The 17,203-nt window shown below is 71.0% G+C and carries 16 protein-coding genes; 8 read left to right on the forward strand and 8 right to left on the reverse strand.

Annotated features, from left to right (window positions below):
- The coding region (locus H0487_RS23340; RefSeq protein WP_246383327.1) for a molybdopterin-dependent oxidoreductase at nt 1-566 on the reverse strand (566 nt) is incomplete at its 3' end.
- Nucleotides 567-666: 100 nt separating this feature from the next.
- Here H0487_RS23340 and H0487_RS10475 point away from each other — a divergent pair.
- From H0487_RS10475 to H0487_RS10485, 3 genes are read left to right on the forward strand one after another with little or no spacing between them, the layout of a single operon-like run.
- Nucleotides 667-1,281, forward strand: a complete 615-nt coding sequence (locus H0487_RS10475; RefSeq protein WP_183094179.1) for a TetR/AcrR family transcriptional regulator — start codon at nt 667-669, stop codon at nt 1,279-1,281.
- On the forward strand, nt 1,274-2,782 hold the full coding sequence (locus tag H0487_RS10480) for an SDR family NAD(P)-dependent oxidoreductase (protein WP_183094180.1): 1,509 nt from the start codon (nt 1,274-1,276) through the stop codon (nt 2,780-2,782). Before H0487_RS10475 ends, H0487_RS10480 begins: the two co-directional genes overlap by 8 nt.
- A gap of 47 nt (nt 2,783-2,829) precedes the next feature.
- Complete coding sequence (locus H0487_RS10485; protein ID WP_183094181.1) at nt 2,830-3,510, forward strand: nitroreductase family protein; 681 nt, start codon at nt 2,830-2,832, stop codon at nt 3,508-3,510.
- A gap of 24 nt (nt 3,511-3,534) precedes the next feature.
- On the opposite strand, the gene H0487_RS10490 is transcribed toward H0487_RS10485, so the two are convergent.
- A complete protein-coding gene (locus tag H0487_RS10490; RefSeq protein WP_376766675.1) occupies nt 3,535-3,960 on the reverse strand; it encodes an organic hydroperoxide resistance protein in 426 nt (141 codons plus the stop codon).
- A 41-nt stretch (nt 3,961-4,001) separates the two neighbouring features.
- Here H0487_RS10490 and H0487_RS10495 point away from each other — a divergent pair, with 41 nt between their 5' ends.
- The 3 genes from H0487_RS10495 to H0487_RS24270 are packed head-to-tail and all read left to right on the forward strand — an operon-like array spanning nt 4,002 to nt 6,508.
- On the forward strand, nt 4,002-4,445 hold the full coding sequence (locus tag H0487_RS10495; RefSeq protein ID WP_183094183.1) for a MarR family winged helix-turn-helix transcriptional regulator: 444 nt from the start codon (nt 4,002-4,004) through the stop codon (nt 4,443-4,445).
- Nucleotides 4,446-4,478: 33 nt separating this feature from the next.
- Entirely contained in the window at nt 4,479-5,930 is a 1,452-nt protein-coding gene (locus H0487_RS10500) for a protein adenylyltransferase SelO (protein WP_183094184.1), read from the forward strand.
- A 44-nt stretch (nt 5,931-5,974) separates the two neighbouring features.
- Complete coding sequence (locus H0487_RS24270; protein WP_183094185.1) at nt 5,975-6,508, forward strand: gamma carbonic anhydrase family protein; 534 nt, start codon at nt 5,975-5,977, stop codon at nt 6,506-6,508.
- A 21-nt stretch (nt 6,509-6,529) separates the two neighbouring features.
- Here H0487_RS24270 and H0487_RS10510 read toward each other — a convergent pair whose 3' ends face one another.
- Together H0487_RS10510 and guaA are read right to left on the reverse strand one after the other, a co-directional pair.
- A complete protein-coding gene (locus H0487_RS10510; RefSeq protein ID WP_183094186.1) occupies nt 6,530-6,952 on the reverse strand; it encodes a thermonuclease family protein in 423 nt (140 codons plus the stop codon).
- Between the two features lie 131 nt (nt 6,953-7,083).
- The gene (gene guaA / locus H0487_RS10515; protein WP_183094187.1) at nt 7,084-8,670 is read right to left on the reverse strand and encodes a glutamine-hydrolyzing GMP synthase; all 1,587 of its coding nucleotides are present in this window, start codon (nt 8,668-8,670) and stop codon (nt 7,084-7,086) included.
- Between the two features lie 81 nt (nt 8,671-8,751).
- Between guaA and H0487_RS10520 the strand changes: the two genes are divergently transcribed.
- Complete coding sequence (locus tag H0487_RS10520) at nt 8,752-11,901, forward strand: M6 family metalloprotease domain-containing protein (RefSeq protein ID WP_183094188.1); 3,150 nt, start codon at nt 8,752-8,754, stop codon at nt 11,899-11,901.
- A gap of 25 nt (nt 11,902-11,926) precedes the next feature.
- Here H0487_RS10520 and H0487_RS10525 read toward each other — a convergent pair whose 3' ends face one another.
- The 4 genes from H0487_RS10525 to H0487_RS10540 form a co-directional block, all read right to left on the reverse strand.
- Nucleotides 11,927-12,640: a flavodoxin family protein gene (locus tag H0487_RS10525; protein ID WP_183094189.1), complete on the reverse strand. Its 714-nt coding sequence runs from the start codon at nt 12,638-12,640 to the stop codon at nt 11,927-11,929.
- Nucleotides 12,641-12,862: 222 nt separating this feature from the next.
- Entirely contained in the window at nt 12,863-14,593 is a 1,731-nt protein-coding gene (locus H0487_RS10530) for a GMC oxidoreductase (protein WP_312855900.1), read from the reverse strand.
- A 3-nt stretch (nt 14,594-14,596) separates the two neighbouring features.
- Nucleotides 14,597-16,225, reverse strand: a complete 1,629-nt coding sequence (locus H0487_RS10535; protein WP_183094190.1) for a succinic semialdehyde dehydrogenase — start codon at nt 16,223-16,225, stop codon at nt 14,597-14,599.
- Between the two features lie 135 nt (nt 16,226-16,360).
- Nucleotides 16,361-16,744: a cupin domain-containing protein gene (locus H0487_RS10540; protein ID WP_183094191.1), complete on the reverse strand. Its 384-nt coding sequence runs from the start codon at nt 16,742-16,744 to the stop codon at nt 16,361-16,363.
- A 122-nt stretch (nt 16,745-16,866) separates the two neighbouring features.
- Between H0487_RS10540 and H0487_RS10545 the strand changes: the two genes are divergently transcribed.
- A partial coding sequence (locus H0487_RS10545) for a winged helix-turn-helix domain-containing protein (RefSeq protein WP_183094192.1) occupies nt 16,867-17,203 on the forward strand: 337 nt, incomplete at its 3' end.

Raw genomic sequence — 17,203 nt, forward strand, 5'->3', positions numbered from 1 at the left:
GCGCGGAGCCGGCGCGGCATGTCGGGCGCGGTGACCAGGCTGCCGTTGGACACCAGTGGGTCGGCGCCGATCACGACCAGGTGGTCGGTGCGGTCGAGGTCGGGCACCGGGACCGTCGCCGGGTCGCCGTACAGGTAGCCGGCCGCGAACACCTTGGGGAGCTGGTCGACGGAGCCGGCGCTGTAGACGTTGGGCGTCCCGAGCGCCTGGATCAGGGGACGCAGGTAGAGCGAGGCGGCCAGCTGGTGGGCGGTCGGGTTCCCGAAGTACGCCGCGACCGACTCCCGGCCGTGCTCCTCCATGATCGGCGGCAGCCGTCGCGCGACCTCGTCGAACGCCTCGTCCCAGGACACCTCGACGTGCTCACCGCCGCGCTTGACCATCGGCTTCCGGAGCCGGTCGGGGTCGTCGTGGAGGTGGCCGATGCTCGCGCCCTTGGGGCACAGGAAGCCCTGGCTGAGGACGTCGTCGCGATCGCCCCGGACGCGGATCCGGCCGTCCGCGACGGTGACCTCCACGCCACAGCTCGCCTCGCAGAGCGGACAGGTGGTGATGGCAGACGGCATGGCGGCGCTCCTCGTCGACGGCGACCGGAGCAGCCTAGAAGCGTATTGGCAGTTTGCCAATAGTCCTCGTCGGACTGGGTCCCGTGTGCAAGCATGAGGCGTGCCCCAGACCGCCGCTCCCGCCCGCCGGCGCCAACGGCTGCCCGCCGACGAGCGCCGCGAGCTGATCGTCGCGAGCGCCGCGCGGCTGTTCGCGCTCCGGCCCTACGCCGAGGTCTCCACGGTCGACATCGCCCGTGAGGCCGGGGTGGCCCGCGGTCTCCTCAACCACTACTTCAGCGACAAGCGCGGGCTCTACCTCGAGGTCGTCCGGCAGATCGTCATGCTCCCCGAGCTCGAGGAGACGCCGGCGCTCGCCGAGGGCACGGCCCAGGAGAAGGTCGACGCGGCGATCACCTGGTTCATGGACTCCGCCGAGCGGCACGTGGCGTCGTACGCGACCGTGCTCGGAGGTGGCGTCGGCGCCGACCCCGAGGTCGCGGCGATCGTCGACGCCGCCGACGACCTGGCCGCCCGGCGCGTCCTCCAGCTGGTCGGCATCGACGAGGAGGACGGTCACGCCCAGGCGACGGTGCGCTGTTATGGCGGCATGGCGAAGGCCGCGATCCAGGAATGGAGCCGCAAGGAGACGCTCACCCGCGAGCAGGCACACCGCCTGCTGAGCGACGTCCTGCTGTTCCTGACCGGACAGGTACTAGATTCATCCGGTGCCTGACCCGGAGTACCCGCTGGACCGCGTCGACCCCGACGAGCTCGCGACGACCCTGAAGGTGCTGGGATCGCTGCACAAGCTCGACCCCGAGCACCCGGACGTCCGCACGGTCAAGCACGCCACCGGGCACATGTGGAAGCTCATCAAGAAGACCCGGCGGGCGGCGATCCGCGCCGAACGGGCCGCCCACGACCAGGCGATCATCGAGAGCACCGCGACCGGCTCGGCGATGCGGATCGACGACGAGACGGCGGGGATCCCGCTCGTGTCGACCGCGACCGGCGCGACCGCCGGGGAGCTCCTCACCGCGCGCGGCTGCTACATCTGCAAGCAGGACTTCACCGTGGTCGACGCGTTCTACCACGGCCTCTGCCCCGACTGCGCGGCCTTCTCCCACACCAAGCGCGACCAGCGCACCGACCTCACGGGCAAGCGGGCGCTGCTCACCGGCGGCCGGGCGAAGATCGGGATGTACATCGCGCTGCGCCTGCTGCGCGACGGCGCGCACACCACCATCACCACCCGCTTCCCCAAGGACGCGGTCCGCCGGTTCGCCGCGATGGACGACTCCGCCGACTGGCTGCACCGGCTCAAGATCGTCGGGATCGACCTGCGCGACCCCACCCAGGTCGTCGCCCTCACCGACGACGTCACCGCCGACGGCCCGCTCGACATCCTCATCAACAACGCCTGCCAGACCGTACGACGCTCCCCCGGCGCCTACTCCCAGCTCGTCGAGATGGAGGCGGCGCCGCTGCCCGACGTGCCGGTGCTGCCGGAGATGGTCACGTTCGACCGGATCTCCGAGGCCCACCCGGCCGCGATCACCGGCGCCCTCCAGGCCCACGCGGTCGCCCACCACGAGGGCGAGTCCGAGGAGCACGCGGTCGCCGCCCACAACGCGGCGTCGCTGACGGCGCTCGCACTCAAGGCCGGCCACGCGTCGCTCGAAGCCCACCTCGACGGCACCGCCGTCGACGCCGGCGGCCTGCTCCCCGACCTCCAGACCAACAACTCCTGGACCCAGGTGGTCGACGAGGTCGACCCGCTCGAGCTGCTCGAGGTGCAGTTCTGCAACGCCATCGCCCCGTTCCTGCTGGTCTCCCGGCTGCGGCCGGCGATGCGGGCGGCCGTCAACGCGGGTGCCCGGCGCGCCTACGTCGTCAACGTCAGTGCGATGGAGGGCCAGTTCGGCGGCCGCCGCTACAAGGGCGCGGGCCACCCGCACACCAACATGGCCAAGGCGTCGCTCAACATGCTCACCCGGACCTCGGCGACCGAGATGTTCGAGACCGACAAGATCCTCATGACCGCGGTCGACACCGGGTGGATCACCGACGAGCGCCCCCACCAGGAGAAGCTCCGGATCGCGGCCGAGGGCTGGCACGCGCCGCTCGACCTCGTCGACGGCGCCGCCCGGGTCTACGACCCGATCGTCCGCGGCGAGGCCGGCGAGGACCTCTACGGCTGCTTCGTGAAGGACTACAAACCGGCGCCCTGGTAGGACTGACGGAGCGGTCGCCGGTCCCACCCGGCGCGGAAGGGAGAGCCATGGAGCTGCAGGAGGTGCTGCGGACGACGGCCGCGGTGCGGGAGTTCACCGACGACCCGCTGCCCGACGAGGTGCTGGCCGAGATCCTCGAGGTCGCCCGGTTCGCCCCCAGCGGCGGCAACCGGCAGGGGGCGCGCATCGTCGTCGTACGGGACCGGGAGACACGCGAACGGCTGGTCGAGATCACCGGTCCGGGCGCACGGCGCTACGCCGCCCAGGGCGCCGTACGCGAGGGGCCCTGGAACCCGGTCGTGCCCACCACGCTCACCGCGGAGCAGATCGCCGCGACGCCGGTCCCCCCGCACCTCGTCGAACCGATCCGTACGGCGGCCGCGGTGCTCGTCGTCTGCGTGGACCTCTCGGCGGTGGCCGCGACCGACCAGCTGCTCGACCGGGTCGGCATCGTCGCCGGCGCCTCGGTCTATCCGCTCGCCTGGAACATCCTGCTCGCCGCCCGGGAGCGCGGCTACGGCGGCACCTTCACCACGATGGCGATCGCCCAGGAGCCGGCTCTCAAGGAGCTGCTGGGGATCCCCGACCCCTACGCGGTCGCGTGCGTGATCCCGCTCGGCCGGCCGGTCAAGGGCGTCACGCGCCTCAAGCGGCGACCGGTGTCCGAGCTCGCCACGCTCGAGCGCTTCGACGGCCCGCCGCTCGGCGACGCCGACACCGAGGAGTGACAGGACCCGCCCGCCTGGCGGCGGTCACGCCACCGACAGGGTGACCTCGATGTTGCCGCGGGTGGCGTTGGAGTAGGGGCACACCTGGTGGGCCTGCTCGACGAGCTTCTCCGCCACGTCCCGGTCGAGGTTCGGCAGCGCCACCTCGAGCTGGACCGCCAACCCGAACCCGCCGACGCCGTTCGCGCCGAGGGAGACGTCGGCGACGACCTCGGAGTCCGTCACGTCGAGCTTGGCCTGGCCCGCGACCAGCTGGAGCGCCGAGTGGAAGCACGCGGCGTAGCCGGCTGCGAAGAGCTGCTCGGGGTTGGTCGCGCCGCCGGCGCCACCGAGCTCCCGCGGGACCCGGACGTCGGTGTCGATGAACCCGTCGGTGGACTGGACGTGACCGTTGCGCCCGCCGCCGGTTGCGACCGCGCTTGCCGTGTAGAGGATATCCATGTGACCAATCATATTGTGCACAATCTATTTGTGCAAGTATGCTTTCTTCCATGACCGCTCCGCCGCAGCTCGCGCTCAGCGCGCAGCTCTGCCTGCCGCTGTACGCCGCCGCGCGCGGGATCACCCGTCGCTACGCCGAGCTCCTCGCCGAGGTCGGCCTGACCTATCCGCAGTACGTCACGATGCTGGCCCTGTGGGACGCCGACGGACCGCTGACCGTCGGCGAGATCGGCGCCCGGCTCCACCTCGACTCCGGCACGCTGACCCCGGTCCTCAAGCGGCTCGAGAGTGCCGGTCACGTCGCGCGGCACCGCGATGCCGCCGACGAGCGCCGCGTGCTCGTCGAGCCGACCGCCGAGGGCACGCGGCTCCGCGACCGCGTCGCCGACGTCCCGGAGCAGGCCTGGCGCGGCACCGGGCTCCGGGTCGAGGACGCGGTCGAGCTGCGACGCCTGCTCGACCAGCTCCTCGTCGGCCTCGATGCCAGCGCCTGATCCCGGGTCGGCCACGGTCCGTAGGCTTGCGGCATGACCACGGCAGCGGGCGTCGCGACCCTGGAGTCACGCTTCGCGACCGCACTGCCCGAGCTGGCCGTGGCGTGGCAGGCGGCCGACTGCCCGGCGCCGCGGCTGACGGTCCTCAACGAGCCGCTCGCCGCCGAGCTCGGGCTGGACCCGGAGCAGCTGCGGACCGACGACGGCGTCGGACTGCTCACCGGCACCCGGCTCCCCCCGGGCGCGAACCCCGTGGCCCAGGCCTACGCCGGCCACCAGTTCGGCGGGTTCACGCGGCTGGGTGACGGCCGGGCCCTCCTGCTCGGCGAGGTGTCCGACCGTCAGGGGCGGCTGCGGGACGTCCACCTCAAGGGATCCGGTCGCACGCCGTTCGCCCGTGGCGGCGACGGCCTCGCCGCCCTCGGCCCGATGCTGCGGGAGTACGTCGTCAGCGAGGCCATGCACGCCCTCGGCATCCCGACGACCCGGTCGCTGGCCGTGGTCGCCACCGGGCGCGACGTCCACCGGGAGACGATGCTGCCCGGCGCCGTCCTCACCCGGGTCGCCAGCAGCCACCTGCGGGTGGGTTCCTTCCAGCTCGTCCAGGCAGCCGGTGAGGTCGACCTCCTCCGGCGCCTGGCCGACCACGCGATCCAGCGTCACCACCCGGCCGCCGCCGCGGACGCCCAGCCCTACCTCGCGTTCTACCGCGCCGTCGTCGCCGCCCAGGCCGACCTGGTGGCCCGGTGGATGTCGGTCGGGTTCGTCCACGGCGTCATGAACACCGACAACATGACGATCTCCGGCGAGACCATCGACTACGGCCCGTGCGCCTTCCTCGAGGCCTTCGACCCGGCGACCGTGTTCAGCTCGATCGACCAGGGCGGGCGCTACGCCTACGCGAACCAGCCGGCCGCCGCGGAGTGGAACCTCGCCCGCTTCGGCGAGGCGCTACTGCCCCTGCTCGACGAGGACCCGGACCGCGCCGTCGACCTGGCCTCCGCCGCGCTGGGGTCGTTCCGCCCGGCGTACGACGACGCGCGGTCCCGCGCGCTCCGGGCGAAGCTCGGCCTGACCGGTCACGCGAGCGCTCCGGACGCGCTCGCCGACACGCTCCTGGACCTCCTGGAGCGCAGCCACGTCGACCACACGTCGTTCTGGCGGCACCTGGCCACCGCCGCGCGCGGCGACAGCGGACCCGTGCGCGCGCTCTTCCTGGACCTCGAGGCGTTCGACGCCTGGCTCGCCGGGTGGCGGGCGCTCGGCCCGGATCCCGACGCGATGGACCGGGTCAACCCGCTCTACCTGCCCCGCAACCACCTCGTGGAGGAGGCGCTGGCGGCGGCGACGGAGGACGACCTCGCGCCCCTCGAGGCGCTGCTCGACGCCGTACGACGGCCCTTCGACGAGCGGCCCGGCCTCGAGCGCTTCGCCGCGCCCGCACCCGCGGACTTCGGTCGCTACCGGACCTTCTGCGGCACCTGAGACCTGGCCCGCACCCGGGAGCCGCGGTGCCCTACCGTGGCGCCGTGCTTCTCTTTGAGTTCGAAGGCCGCCGGCCGCAGGTCCACCCCGAGGCGTTCGTCGCCCCCACCGCGACGCTGATCGGCGACGTGCGCGTCGAGAAGGGCGCGAGCATCTGGTACGGCGCCGTCCTCCGCGCCGACATCTGCACGATCATCGTCCGCGAGGGCTCGAACATCCAGGACAACTCGGTCGTGCACGCCGCCCCGGACGTGACCATCGAGATCGGCCCGAACGCGACGATCGCGCACTCGTGCGTCTTCCACGGCGACACGATGGGCGAGAAGGCGCTGCTCGGCAACGGCAGCATCGTCCTCGACCACGCCGCCATCGGCGCCGGCTCCCTCGTCGCCGCCGGGTCGGTCCTCACCCCCGGCACCCAGATCGACCCCGGCGTCCTCGCCGCCGGCGCCCCGGCCGCACCGAAGAAGGCGATCGCCGGCACCACCGCCGAGCTGTGGGTCGAGACCAACGCGCTGTACTACCTCGAGCTCGCCGACCGGCACCGCAACGGCATCGCCCCCGTCGACCCGAGCTGAGACGAGCGGACCCGAGCCCGGTCAGCAGACGTCGCGGCTGCGGCGGTCGGCAGCGCGGTAGGCGTCCTGGCGGGGGTGCCGGTCGTAGCCGTCGAGTCCGTCGTACCGGGCCTTGGCCAGGCCGAGCCGGATGAGCGCCAGGCCGGTGTCGCGCCCCGCGTCGTGGACGTAGCGCAGCAGCCGGTCGTAGCCGTCGCGGTCGTCGACACCGCCGGGGTTGACCAGGCGCGCCTGCCCACCGACCCACTGGTCGAGCTTGCGCTTCGCCGCCTGGTAGCCGCACTCACCGACCTCAGGGGTGTCGATCCCGATCAGCCGGACGTAGGCCCCGGACCGCAGCCGGATCGTGTCCCCGTCCACGACGTAGTCGACCCCGACCGCCTGCGCGGGAACGGGTACGAGGAACGCGCCCAGGACCAGCAGGGCAACGGACAGGAGCTTCATCGTCACCTCATCGGGGGCTGTTGCGACGAGCAAACTCTAGGCCGATCCGGGTGTGCCCCGCAGGGATCCGGCCGATACTGGCCGGGCTGGGGAGGAGGGACCGTCCGCTGCAAGCGGTCAGATCGCCTGACTCACTCCCACTCGATGGTGCCCGGCGGCTTGCTGGTGATGTCGACCGTCACCCGGTTGATCTCGCGGACCTCGTTGGTGATCCGGGTCGAGATCTTCTCCAGGACGTCGTAGGGGACCCGCGCCCAGTCGGCGGTCATCGCGTCCTCGGAGGTCACCGGGCGCAGCACGACGGGGTGGCCGTAGGTGCGGCCGTCGCCCTGGACTCCGACGGAGCGGACGTCGGCGAGGAGCACCACGGGGAACTGCCAGATGTCGCGGTCGAGGCCGGCGGCGGTGAGCTCGGCGCGGGCGATGGCGTCGGCCTCGCGCAGGATGTCGAGGCGCTCGCGGGTCACCTCGCCGATGATCCGGATGCCGAGGCCGGGTCCGGGGAACGGGTGGCGCCAGACGATCTCCGGCGGCAGGCCGAGCTGCTCGCCGACCAGGCGGACCTCGTCCTTGAAGAGGGTGCGCAACGGCTCGACGAGCTCGAACTCGAGGTCCTCCGGCAGGCCGCCGACGTTGTGGTGGGACTTGATGTTGTGGGTGCCGGCTCCCCCGCCCGACTCGACCACGTCGGGGTAGAGCGTGCCCTGCACGAGGAACTTCACCGTGGAGCCCTCGGGGGCGTTCTTGATGACCTCGACCTCGGCGGCCTCGAACGTCCTGATGAACTCGCGGCCGATGATCTTCCGCTTGGTCTCGGGGTCGGTGACGCCGGCGAGCGCCTCGAGGAACTGCTTCTCCGCGTCGACGACGATCAGCTTCGTGCCGGTCGCGGCGACGAAGTCGCGCTCGATCTGCTCGGTCTCGTCCTTGCGCATCAGGCCGTGGTCGACGTAGACGCAGGTGAGCCGGTCGCCGATCGCCTTCTGCACGATCGCCGCGGCCACGGCGGAGTCGACGCCACCGGAGAGGCCGCAGATGGCCCGGCCGTCGGTGCCGATCTGCTCGCGGATCCGCTCGATCTGCTCCTCGGCGATGTTGCCGATCGTCCAGGTCTGGCGGCAGCCGGCGATGTCCCAGAGGAAGTGCTCGAGGACCTTCTGGCCGTGCTCGGTGTGCAGCACCTCCGGGTGCCACTGCACCCCGGCGAAGCGCCGCTCGACGTGCTCGAACGCCGCCACCGGCGTGGCCTCGGTCGACGCGAGCACCTCGAAGCCGTCCGGCGCCGCCGTCACCGAGTCGCCGTGGGACATCCAGACGTTGTGCTCGGTCGGGATCCCCCCGAGCAGGGTGCCGGCGTGGCCGACGTGGACCCGCGTCCGGCCGTACTCCCGGGCGCCGGTCGCCGACACTGTGCCGCCGAGTCCCTGCGCCATCAGCTGGAAGCCGTAGCACATGCCGAAGACCGCCGTACCGGTCTCGAACAGGGCGTCGTCGAGGCTCGGCGCACCCTCCTCGTAGACCGACGACGGACCGCCGGACAGGATGATCGCCTTCGGCCCCTTCGCGACCATCTCGGCCACGCTCATCGTGTGCGGCACGATCTCGGAGTAGACCCGCGCCTCGCGCACCCGGCGGGCGATCAGCTGCGCGTACTGCGCCCCGAAGTCGACCACCAGGACCAGGTCGTGCTCACCGTGCTGTCCGTCAGGCGCCGTCATGGGCGAATCGTATCGAGGAGATTCCTCGACGAGTTTCCGGTATGTCCTGCGGCCGTTCTTTACTTGACGGAGGATCCCTCCATGTCATCCACCGCCGCCAGCACCCGCCGATGGACCCTCGCGGGTCTCCTGGTCCTTGCGGTCGCCGCGGTAGCAGCGGCGCTCCTGCTCTCGACGCCGGCGCAGGCGGTGCCGGCGCGGCCGGGCGTCACGACGCTCAGCCAACCCGACGGTCAGGAATTCAAGGCCCGCCAGTTCGGCGACGAGTGGTACAACGGCTACGAGACGCGGGCCGGCCACACGATCCTCAAGCGACGTGACGGCTTCTGGTCCTACGCACGCAGGACGCGAACGGGTGAGCTCCGCGCCTCCGCGCTCGTCGTCGGCGAGGACCGTCCGACGATGCGCAGGCACCTGCGAGACCGTCGTCTCTCCGCGCGGGCCGAGCGGCTCCGCACGAACAGCCACGCCCCGGTCCGCGTCGCCAAGAACGTCGGTGGGCCGCGGCGGTCGGTCTCGCTCGGCACGGAGAAGTCGCTGGTGATCCTTGCGCGGTTCAACGACCAGGCCAGCCTCGGCACGACACCGGCGGCTTGGAGCCAGGCCTACTTCGGGGGCACCAAGAGCGTCGCGCACTACTACTCCCAGGCCTCGGGAGGGCAGTTCACGCTGTCGCCCGCCGCCGAGAGCCACGGCACCGTGAACGACGGGGTCGTCGGCTGGGTCAACGTCGGCACGAACCACCCCAACGGCAACACCGACGTCGACAACCGGATGCTCACCCGCAACGCCATCCTCGCCGCGAACCCCTACGTCAACTACGCCGCGTACGACACCGACGGCGACGGCGTCGTCCGCAACAACGAGCTCCACATCACCGTCATCGCCGCGGGACAGGAGGGCTCGTGCTGCAAGGCCTTCGGGAAGTGGGTTTGGGGACACCAGTGGGTCCTCCAGGGCGGCGAGATCCCGACCGTCGACGGCAAGAGCGTCGGGGGCTGGGGCTACACCCAGTTCGGCGAGATGCACGGCGACCACATGGCCACGATGGGGATCATGGTCCACGAGATCGGTCACGACCTCGACCTGCCCGATCTCTACGACACGAAGGCCACCCCGACCCACGGAGGCATCGGCGCCTGGAGCGTGATGGACGCGGGCTCCTGGGGCGACGTCCCCGGCGTCGACCAGTACGACGGCGAGACGCCGACCGGGCTGGACGCGTGGTCGCGCTCCTTCAAGGGCTGGATCACCCCGTCCGCTGTGACCGGTACCCAGACCGTCAGCCTCAACGCCGGCGCGAGCGGCACGAACGGAGCGGCCTTCCAGCTGCTGCAGAACCCTGGCGGTCCCCAGGACTGGTCCTGGCAGGGCGGCGGCAGCGGCGAGTACTTCCTGGTCGAGAACCGGCAGCAGACCGGTTACGACGCTTCGCTCCCGGGCGCCGGGATCGTGGTCTGGCACATCGACGAGACGAGGGGCAGCAACCAGAACGGCGCGGCCAAGCTCGTCGACATCGAGGAGGCCAACGGTCAAGCCATCCCCCTCGGGTCGGACGGCGACCCGGGCAACACCTTCAAGTCCGGCGGCGCCACGACCTTCAACGGATCGACGACCCCCAACAGCAACCTCAACAACGGCACCCCGACCGGGGTCTCGATGAGTGGCGTGGGCGCCAGCGGCCCGACCATGCAGGCGACCTTCTCCCTCGCCGGGGGCTCGACCCGGCCCGCGAACGACGACTTCGCGGGCGCGACGACCATCGGCACCCGCGTCTTCGACTCCGAGGTGAACAACACCGCCGCGACGGCGCAGACCGGCGAGTTCTCCCAGGGAGGATGCTCGATCGGCCGGACCGTCTGGTACCGCTACACGCCGACCCGCGACGTCCGGGTCAAGGCCGACACCTCCGGCAGCAGCTTCGACACTGTCCTGAACGTGTGGCAGGGCACCACGCTCGCCGGCCTGACGGCCCACTCGTGCAACGACGACGCCGTCACCAACACCGACACGACCTCCAGGGTCCCGGAGCTCGTGGCCCAGGCCGGTCAGACCTACTACTTCCAGGTCGGCGGCTACTACGACTCGGGAGCGAACACCACCGCGGTCGGGACGCTGCGCACCCACGTCCGGATCCGCCCGGTCAACGACGACTTCGCCGGAGCGACCACCCTCACCGGCGCCACGGGCTCGACGACCGAGCACAGCGTGGGCGCGACCCGCGAGACCGGGGAGCCCACGATCACCGACAACGGCGGCGGCGGGTCGGTCTGGTGGAGGTGGACCGCCCCCGCGTCCGGGCAGGTCACCTTCGACACCCTGGGGAGCGGCACCGACGTCGACACCCTGCTGGGCGTCTACACCGGGTCCGCGGTCAACGGCCTGAGCCTGGTGGCCGCCAACGACGACATCACTGCCGACACCAACCGCAAGAGTCGGGTGACCTTCACGGCCACCGCCGGTACGACGTACCGGATCGCGGTGGACACCTACAACGGCGAGAACCCCGGCGACCTCAAGCTCAGCTGGAGCGGCAGCGCGGCGGCTACGCCGTCCCTCGCCATCGGTGACGGGGCCGTGGCCGAGGGCTCCTCCGGCACCCGGGCGACCCGCTTCGTCGTCACGCTGTCGGCGCCCAGCCCGAACCCGGTCACCGTGAAGTACGCGACCGAGGCCATCAGCGCCACCGCCGGCACGGACTACGTGACGACGACCGGCACCCTCACCATCCCGGCCGGCACCACCGTCGGCTACGTCAACGTGAGCGTGCGGGGCGACACGAGCGACGAGGCCGACGAGACCTACCGAGTGAAGCTGTCGCTCCCGACCGGGGCGACGTTGAAGCGCGCGACCGGCAACGGGCGGGTCATCGACGACGACCCGCCGTTGGCCGGGCTGCGCGTCGCCGCGGGCACCGCGTCGCTCCTCGAGGGCACCGGCGGCACCCGCAACGCCGTCCTGACAGTCACTCTCTCCGCACCCGCGCCGTCACAGACGACGGTCGCCTGGGCCACCGTCGCGGGCACCGCGACCGCCACGACGGACTACACCACCCGCAGCGGCACGCTGACGTTCGCGGCGGGAGCGACGACGGCCTACGTCATCGTCCCGGTCAAGACCGACAGCCTCGCCGAGGGGACCGAGACCTTCAACGTGAAGCTCTCCGCACCCAGTGCCGGGCTGGCGATCGGTCGCGCGACCGGGGTCGTCTCACTCCTGAACGACGACTAGGCAGGGAGCCGACCGTCGACCAGCGCTAGGAGCGGTACTCGGGGTTCTCCCAGTCGAACCGGGTGCCGGCGTTCCACTCCGAGCGCTGGTTGCCGTAGCCGGGCACGCCGCCGGCGTCCTTGAGCATCTTGGCCAGGTGCATCAGGTTCCACGTCATGAACGTGGTGTTGCGGTTGGTGAAGTCGTTCTCGGGACCACCGCTGCCCGGGTCGAGGTACGACGGACCGGGGCCGGCCTCGCCGATCCAGCCCGCGTCGGCGTTGGGCGGGACCGTGTAGCCGAGGTGCTGCAGCGAGTAGAGGACGTTCTGGGCGCAGTGCTTGATGCCGTCCTCGTTGCCGGTGATGAGGCAGCCCGCCACCCGGCCGTAGAAGAGGTACTGCCCCTTGTCGTTGAGCTGCCCGCTGAGCGCGTACAGCCGTTCGATGACCTGCTTGGTGATCGAGGAGTTGTCACCGAGCCAGATCGGACCCGCGATGACGAGGATGTCGCTGTCGAGGACCTGCGGGTAGATGTCGGGCCAGGCGTCCACCTCCCAGCCGTGCTCACGCATGTCCGGATAGACGCCGGTGGCGATCGGGTGGTCGACCGCACGGACCTCCTCGACGGTCACGCCGTGCTTCATCATGATCGCCGCACTGGCATCGATCAGGCCCTGCGTGTGACTGGGCTCCGGGCTCTTCTTCAACGTGCAGTTGATGTAGATCGCCTTGAGGTCACTGAAGTCCCACTCGGTCATCCACGGATCATGACAACCACCCGGAAAAAGCACCAGGGCCCGACCGGGGAGGGAGGGTGGTCGGGCCCTGATCGTCCATGCAGCTGCTGGACAGTGCCTGGACCGAGCCCGGGCTTCGGGAGGGAGCGTGAATCCCCGGGCTCGCTCGATCAACGATGCCACGCGGGCCGGGTTACGCCCGCGTTCCTCCGTATCGGAAGTATTTTCTGGAAGTTTTCCAGGTCAACTGACCCCGACGATCGGCAGCCGGAGCGCGCCGGGGGCGTCGTCGGGGACGACCGGCTGCTTCGGCGCGACCGGCTGGAGGCGCTGGTACGACGTCCCCGGGGCCGGCCGGGTGTCGGCCTCGCCCTTGTTCGGCCAGAACGCCATCGCCCGCTCGGCCTGGGCGGTGATCGTCAGCGACGGGTTCACGCCGAGGTTGGCGGAGATGGTCGAGCCGTCGGCGATGTGGAGGCCCTCGTAGCCGTAGATCCGGTGGTAGGGGTCGACCACGCCGGTCTCCGGGCTGTCACCGATGGTGCAGCCGCCGATGAAGTGGGCGGTGAGCGGCATGTTGAACGGCTCACCGATGGTGCCGCCCGCCTTGCCCCCCATGTGCTCGGCCATCTTGCGGACAGCCTCGTTGGCGACCGGGATCCAGGTCGGGTTCGGCTCCCCGTGACCCTGCTTCGACGTCAGCCGCCACCCCAGACCGGGGATCCGCTTCGGCATGGTGGTGATCGAGTTGTCGACCGTCTGCATGACGAGCGCGATCACGACCCGCTCCGACCAGTGCCGGACGTCGTACAGGTCGAGGACGTTGGCCTTCTCCTTCCACAGCTCCTTCAGCCAGGTCTTCCACCGGGGCTCGTCGCCGTCGCCGTCGGTGAGCACCGTCTGCATGAGGGACATGGCGTTGGATCCCTTGCCGTAGCGACAGGGCTCGATGTGGGTCACCTCGTCCGGGTGCCAGGAGGACGTGATCGCCACGCCGCGGGTGAAGTCGGCGGTCGCCCCCTTCGGCGCGATCGCGCCCAGCAGCGACTCGGAGTTGGTGCGGGTCAGCAGGCCCAGCCGGTCGGAGACCCGGGGCAGGTCACCGGTCGCCTTCAGCTGGTGGAGCAGCTTCTGCGTACCGAGCGCGGCGGCAGCGAAGATGACGTGCTCGGCGGTGTAGGTCCGGCGCGCGGTACGACGCGACAGCTTGGCCTTGGTCCACATGGCGTCGACCTCGTAGCCGCCGCCGTCCAACGGACGCACCCGGGTCACCGTGGTCATCGGGTGCACCACCGCGCCGTTCTGCTCGGCGAGGTACAGGTAGTTCTTGACCAGGGTGTTCTTCGCGTTGTGGCGGCAGCCCGTCATGCACTCGCCGCAGTTGAGGCAGGTGTTGCGGGTCGGCCCGGCTCCGCCGAAGTAGGGATCGGCGACCTGCTGACCTGCGCTCTGGTCCGGTCCGCCGAAGAACACCCCGACCGGCGTCGGGTGGAACGTGTGGCCGGCCCCCATCTCCTCGGCGACGGCCTTCATGACCTCGTCGGAGGGCGTCATCTCGGCGTACTCGACGACGCCGAGCATCCGCTTCGCCTGGTCGTAGTACGGCGCCAGCTCGGTCTTCCAGTCGGTGATGTGCGACCAGGACGGGTCGTTGTAGAACGGGTCGAGCGGCTCGTAGAGCGTGTTGGCGTAGACGAGCGAGCCGCCGCCCACGCCCGCGCCGGCGAGGATGAGGCAGTCGCGGACGGCGTCGATGCGCTGGATGCCGTAGCAGCCGATCTCCGGCTGGAACAGGTAGCGCTTCAGGTCCCAGGAGCTGTCGGCGAAGTCGTCGTCCTCGAAGCGCGCGCCCGCCTCGAGGACGGCGACCTTGTAGCCCTTCTCGGTGAGACGCAGCGCCGAGACGGAGCCGCCGAAACCCGAGCCGATGATGAGGACGTCGTAGTCGAACCCGTTGCCCACGTCGGTCCCCACGGCTCAGGCCCGTCCGAGCTTGTTGAGGACCTTGAGCCCGAGGACCTGCACCTTGGCGTACTGCTCCGAGCTCAGCCCGAACTGCGGCGAGAGCCTGACGACGCGCTGCGTGCCGACCGACTGGGTCTCCGTGTAGCGGTGGATCCCCTCCGCGCCCTGGCGGCGGCCCATGCCGGACTCGCGCATGCCGCCCATCGGGGCGGCCACGCTGCCGAAGGTCGCACCGAAGGCCTCGTTGATGTTGACCGTGCCGCACTTGACCTGGCGGGCGATCGCCCGGGCTCGGGTGCCGTCCTGGCTGAAGATCGCGGCGTTGAGGCCGTACTCGCCGTCGTTGGCGCGGGCGACGGCGTCGGACTCGTCGTGGAAGCGGTAGATCGACACCACAGGGCCGAACGTCTCGTGACCGAAGCAGGTCATGTCGGGGCTGACGCCCTCGAGGATCGTCGGCTCGTAGAAGTACGGCGCGAGGTCGGGCCGGGCACGGCCACCGGTCAGCACCCGTGCGCCCTTCTCGACGGCGTCGTCGACGTGGGCGTTGACCGTCTCGAGCTGGTCGGCGGAGATGAGCGGGCCCATGTCGACCTCCCAGTCCAGGGAGGCACCCAGCGTCATCGCCTGGGTGCGCGCGACGAACCGCTCGACGAACCGGTCGTAGACCTGGTCGGCGACGAAGATCCGCTCGGCGGAGACGCAGAGCTGTCCGGCGTTGGAGAAGCTGGCGCGGACGGCACCCTCGGCCGCCTTCTCGACGTCGGCGTCACGGAGCACCAGCAGCGGGTTCTTGCCGCCGAGCTCGAGGGAGGCGCCGATGAGGCGCTCGGCGCACTGCTTCGCGATCAGCTTGCCGGTCGCCGTCGATCCGGTGAAGCAGATGTAGTCGGAACGGTCGATCATCGGCGTCCCGAGCTCGCGCCCGGGGCCCGCCACGACCTGCCACAGGTCCTTCGGGAAGCCCGCCTCGTCCATCAGCTTCACGCCCATGAGCGCGGTGAGCATCGTCTGGGCGTCGGGCTTGGCGACCACGGCGTTGCCGGCCATCAGAGCGGGCAGGCCGTCGGAGAGCGCCATCGTGAGCGGGTAGTTCCAGGGCGAGATGATGCCGACGACGCCCTTGGGGACGTGGTTGATGTCGATCCGGGTCGCGACCGGGATGACCCCGCCACGGCGCTCGGTCGCCATGTGCTTGGCCGACGTCCGCGCGTAGTAGCGGGCGGTCAGCGCGGTGTGCACGACCTCGTCGTACGCGTGCTTGCGGGCCTTGCCGTTCTCGAGCGTGATCATGTCGAGCAGGTCGGGCATCCGCTCCATGAGCAGGTCGTGGAGGCGCAGCATGACCGCGCTGCGCTCCGCCATCGAGGTGCGGGCCCAGGCCGCCTGTGCGACCCGCGCGCGGCGGTAGGCCTCGGCCACGTCGTCGGCGCTGGACTGCGGGATGGTCGCCAGCGGAGCGCCGTCGAGCGGGGAGACCAGCGTGACGGTCTTGCCGGTCGTCGCCAGCACCCGGCCGGTGAGGGTCGCGACGAAGTCACGCTCCAGGACGTAGGACGCCCGCGGGTCGTGCTCCGGGTCGTGCGGACCGTCGACGAGGGGGCCGCCGCCGACACCTTCAGGCTGGTTCGAAGCGCTCATGGGACGAGAGTAGGTGAGCGTGGTCACTCCCGGCTACCGATCGGTAGCCAATGTGCTGCTTTACACACCGGGATTCCGTGTAAATGGCCGATCCGGCCCGTTCGGACGGGCCGGACCGGTGGTTTCCAGCGAGGTTCAGTGGTCGTGCTTGGCGTAGTTCGAGGCGCCGTAGAAGTCGACGACGACGGCCGGCTCGTCGCCGATCACCCAGCCGTCGTGACCCTCGGGGAACGACGAGACGTCGCCCGGGCGCAGGACGTACTCGGTGCCGTCGGCCATCCGGACACCGAGGGTGCCGCTCACGTGGTACTGGAAGTGCGGGGCCTCGCAGAGCTCGGTGCCGGCGATCGGCTTGACGTGCTCCGACCAGCGCCAGCCGGGCTGGAGCACCAGGCGGCCGATCTCGGCGCCGCCGATGTTGACGATCTCGACCTGCCCTCGCTCGAAGGACCGGGTCTCGTCGGGGGTCTCGAAGCTCTTCTGCTCGCTGGTCTGCTTGCTGGTCGCGGTCTGGGTCATGGCATTTCTCCTCCGAGGGTCCGGCGCCGTTCGCCGGGGGGTGACCCGGACCTTTCCGGGCGGACCTTGCAGCGAGGTTGCAGCCGCTGCAAGGAGGCGTCGTCCGCGCGTACGATCGCGCCGTGGCTGCACTCTCCGTGCGGGTCCTCGGCGAGCTCACCGTCGACGGGTCCGACCTGTCGCGCCTGGACCGCAAGGCGCGGGCCCTGCTGCAGCTGCTCGCGCTGGCGCGGGGGCGCCCGGTGCCGACCGACGCCCTCGTCGACGCCCTCTGGGGAGACGCGCCGCCGGCGAGACCCGCGGACCAGCTGGCCGTGCTCGCGAGCCGGGTCCGCCGCGTGGTCGGCCGGGACCGCGTCGAGCGCACCGACGGCGGTTACCGCCTGCTCGCCGACTGGATCGACCTCGTCGAGCTCGACAGCGTCGTGGTGGAGGCGGAGCGTCGCCACGAGGGCGGCG

Origin of the sequence: Nocardioides stalactiti, assembly GCF_014180715.1 — a bacterium.
In the GTDB taxonomy this organism is placed as follows: Bacteria; Actinomycetota; Actinomycetes; order Propionibacteriales; family Nocardioidaceae; genus Nocardioides; species Nocardioides stalactiti.

Coding starts and splice junctions, on each gene's coding strand:
- H0487_RS10485 (WP_183094181.1), top strand. CDS start 2,830: ATGGAGCTGCAGGAGGTGCTGCGGACGACGGCCGCGGTGCGGGAGTTC.
- H0487_RS10495 (WP_183094183.1), top strand. CDS start 4,002: ATGACCGCTCCGCCGCAGCTCGCGCTCAGCGCGCAGCTCTGCCTGCCG.
- H0487_RS10500 (WP_183094184.1), top strand. CDS start 4,479: ATGACCACGGCAGCGGGCGTCGCGACCCTGGAGTCACGCTTCGCGACC.
- H0487_RS10510 (WP_183094186.1), bottom strand. CDS start 6,952: ATGAAGCTCCTGTCCGTTGCCCTGCTGGTCCTGGGCGCGTTCCTCGTA.
- guaA (WP_183094187.1), bottom strand. CDS start 8,670: ATGACGGCGCCTGACGGACAGCACGGTGAGCACGACCTGGTCCTGGTG.
- H0487_RS10520 (WP_183094188.1), top strand. CDS start 8,752: ATGTCATCCACCGCCGCCAGCACCCGCCGATGGACCCTCGCGGGTCTC.
- H0487_RS10525 (WP_183094189.1), bottom strand. CDS start 12,640: ATGACCGAGTGGGACTTCAGTGACCTCAAGGCGATCTACATCAACTGC.
- H0487_RS10535 (WP_183094190.1), bottom strand. CDS start 16,225: ATGAGCGCTTCGAACCAGCCTGAAGGTGTCGGCGGCGGCCCCCTCGTC.
- H0487_RS10540 (WP_183094191.1), bottom strand. CDS start 16,744: ATGACCCAGACCGCGACCAGCAAGCAGACCAGCGAGCAGAAGAGCTTC.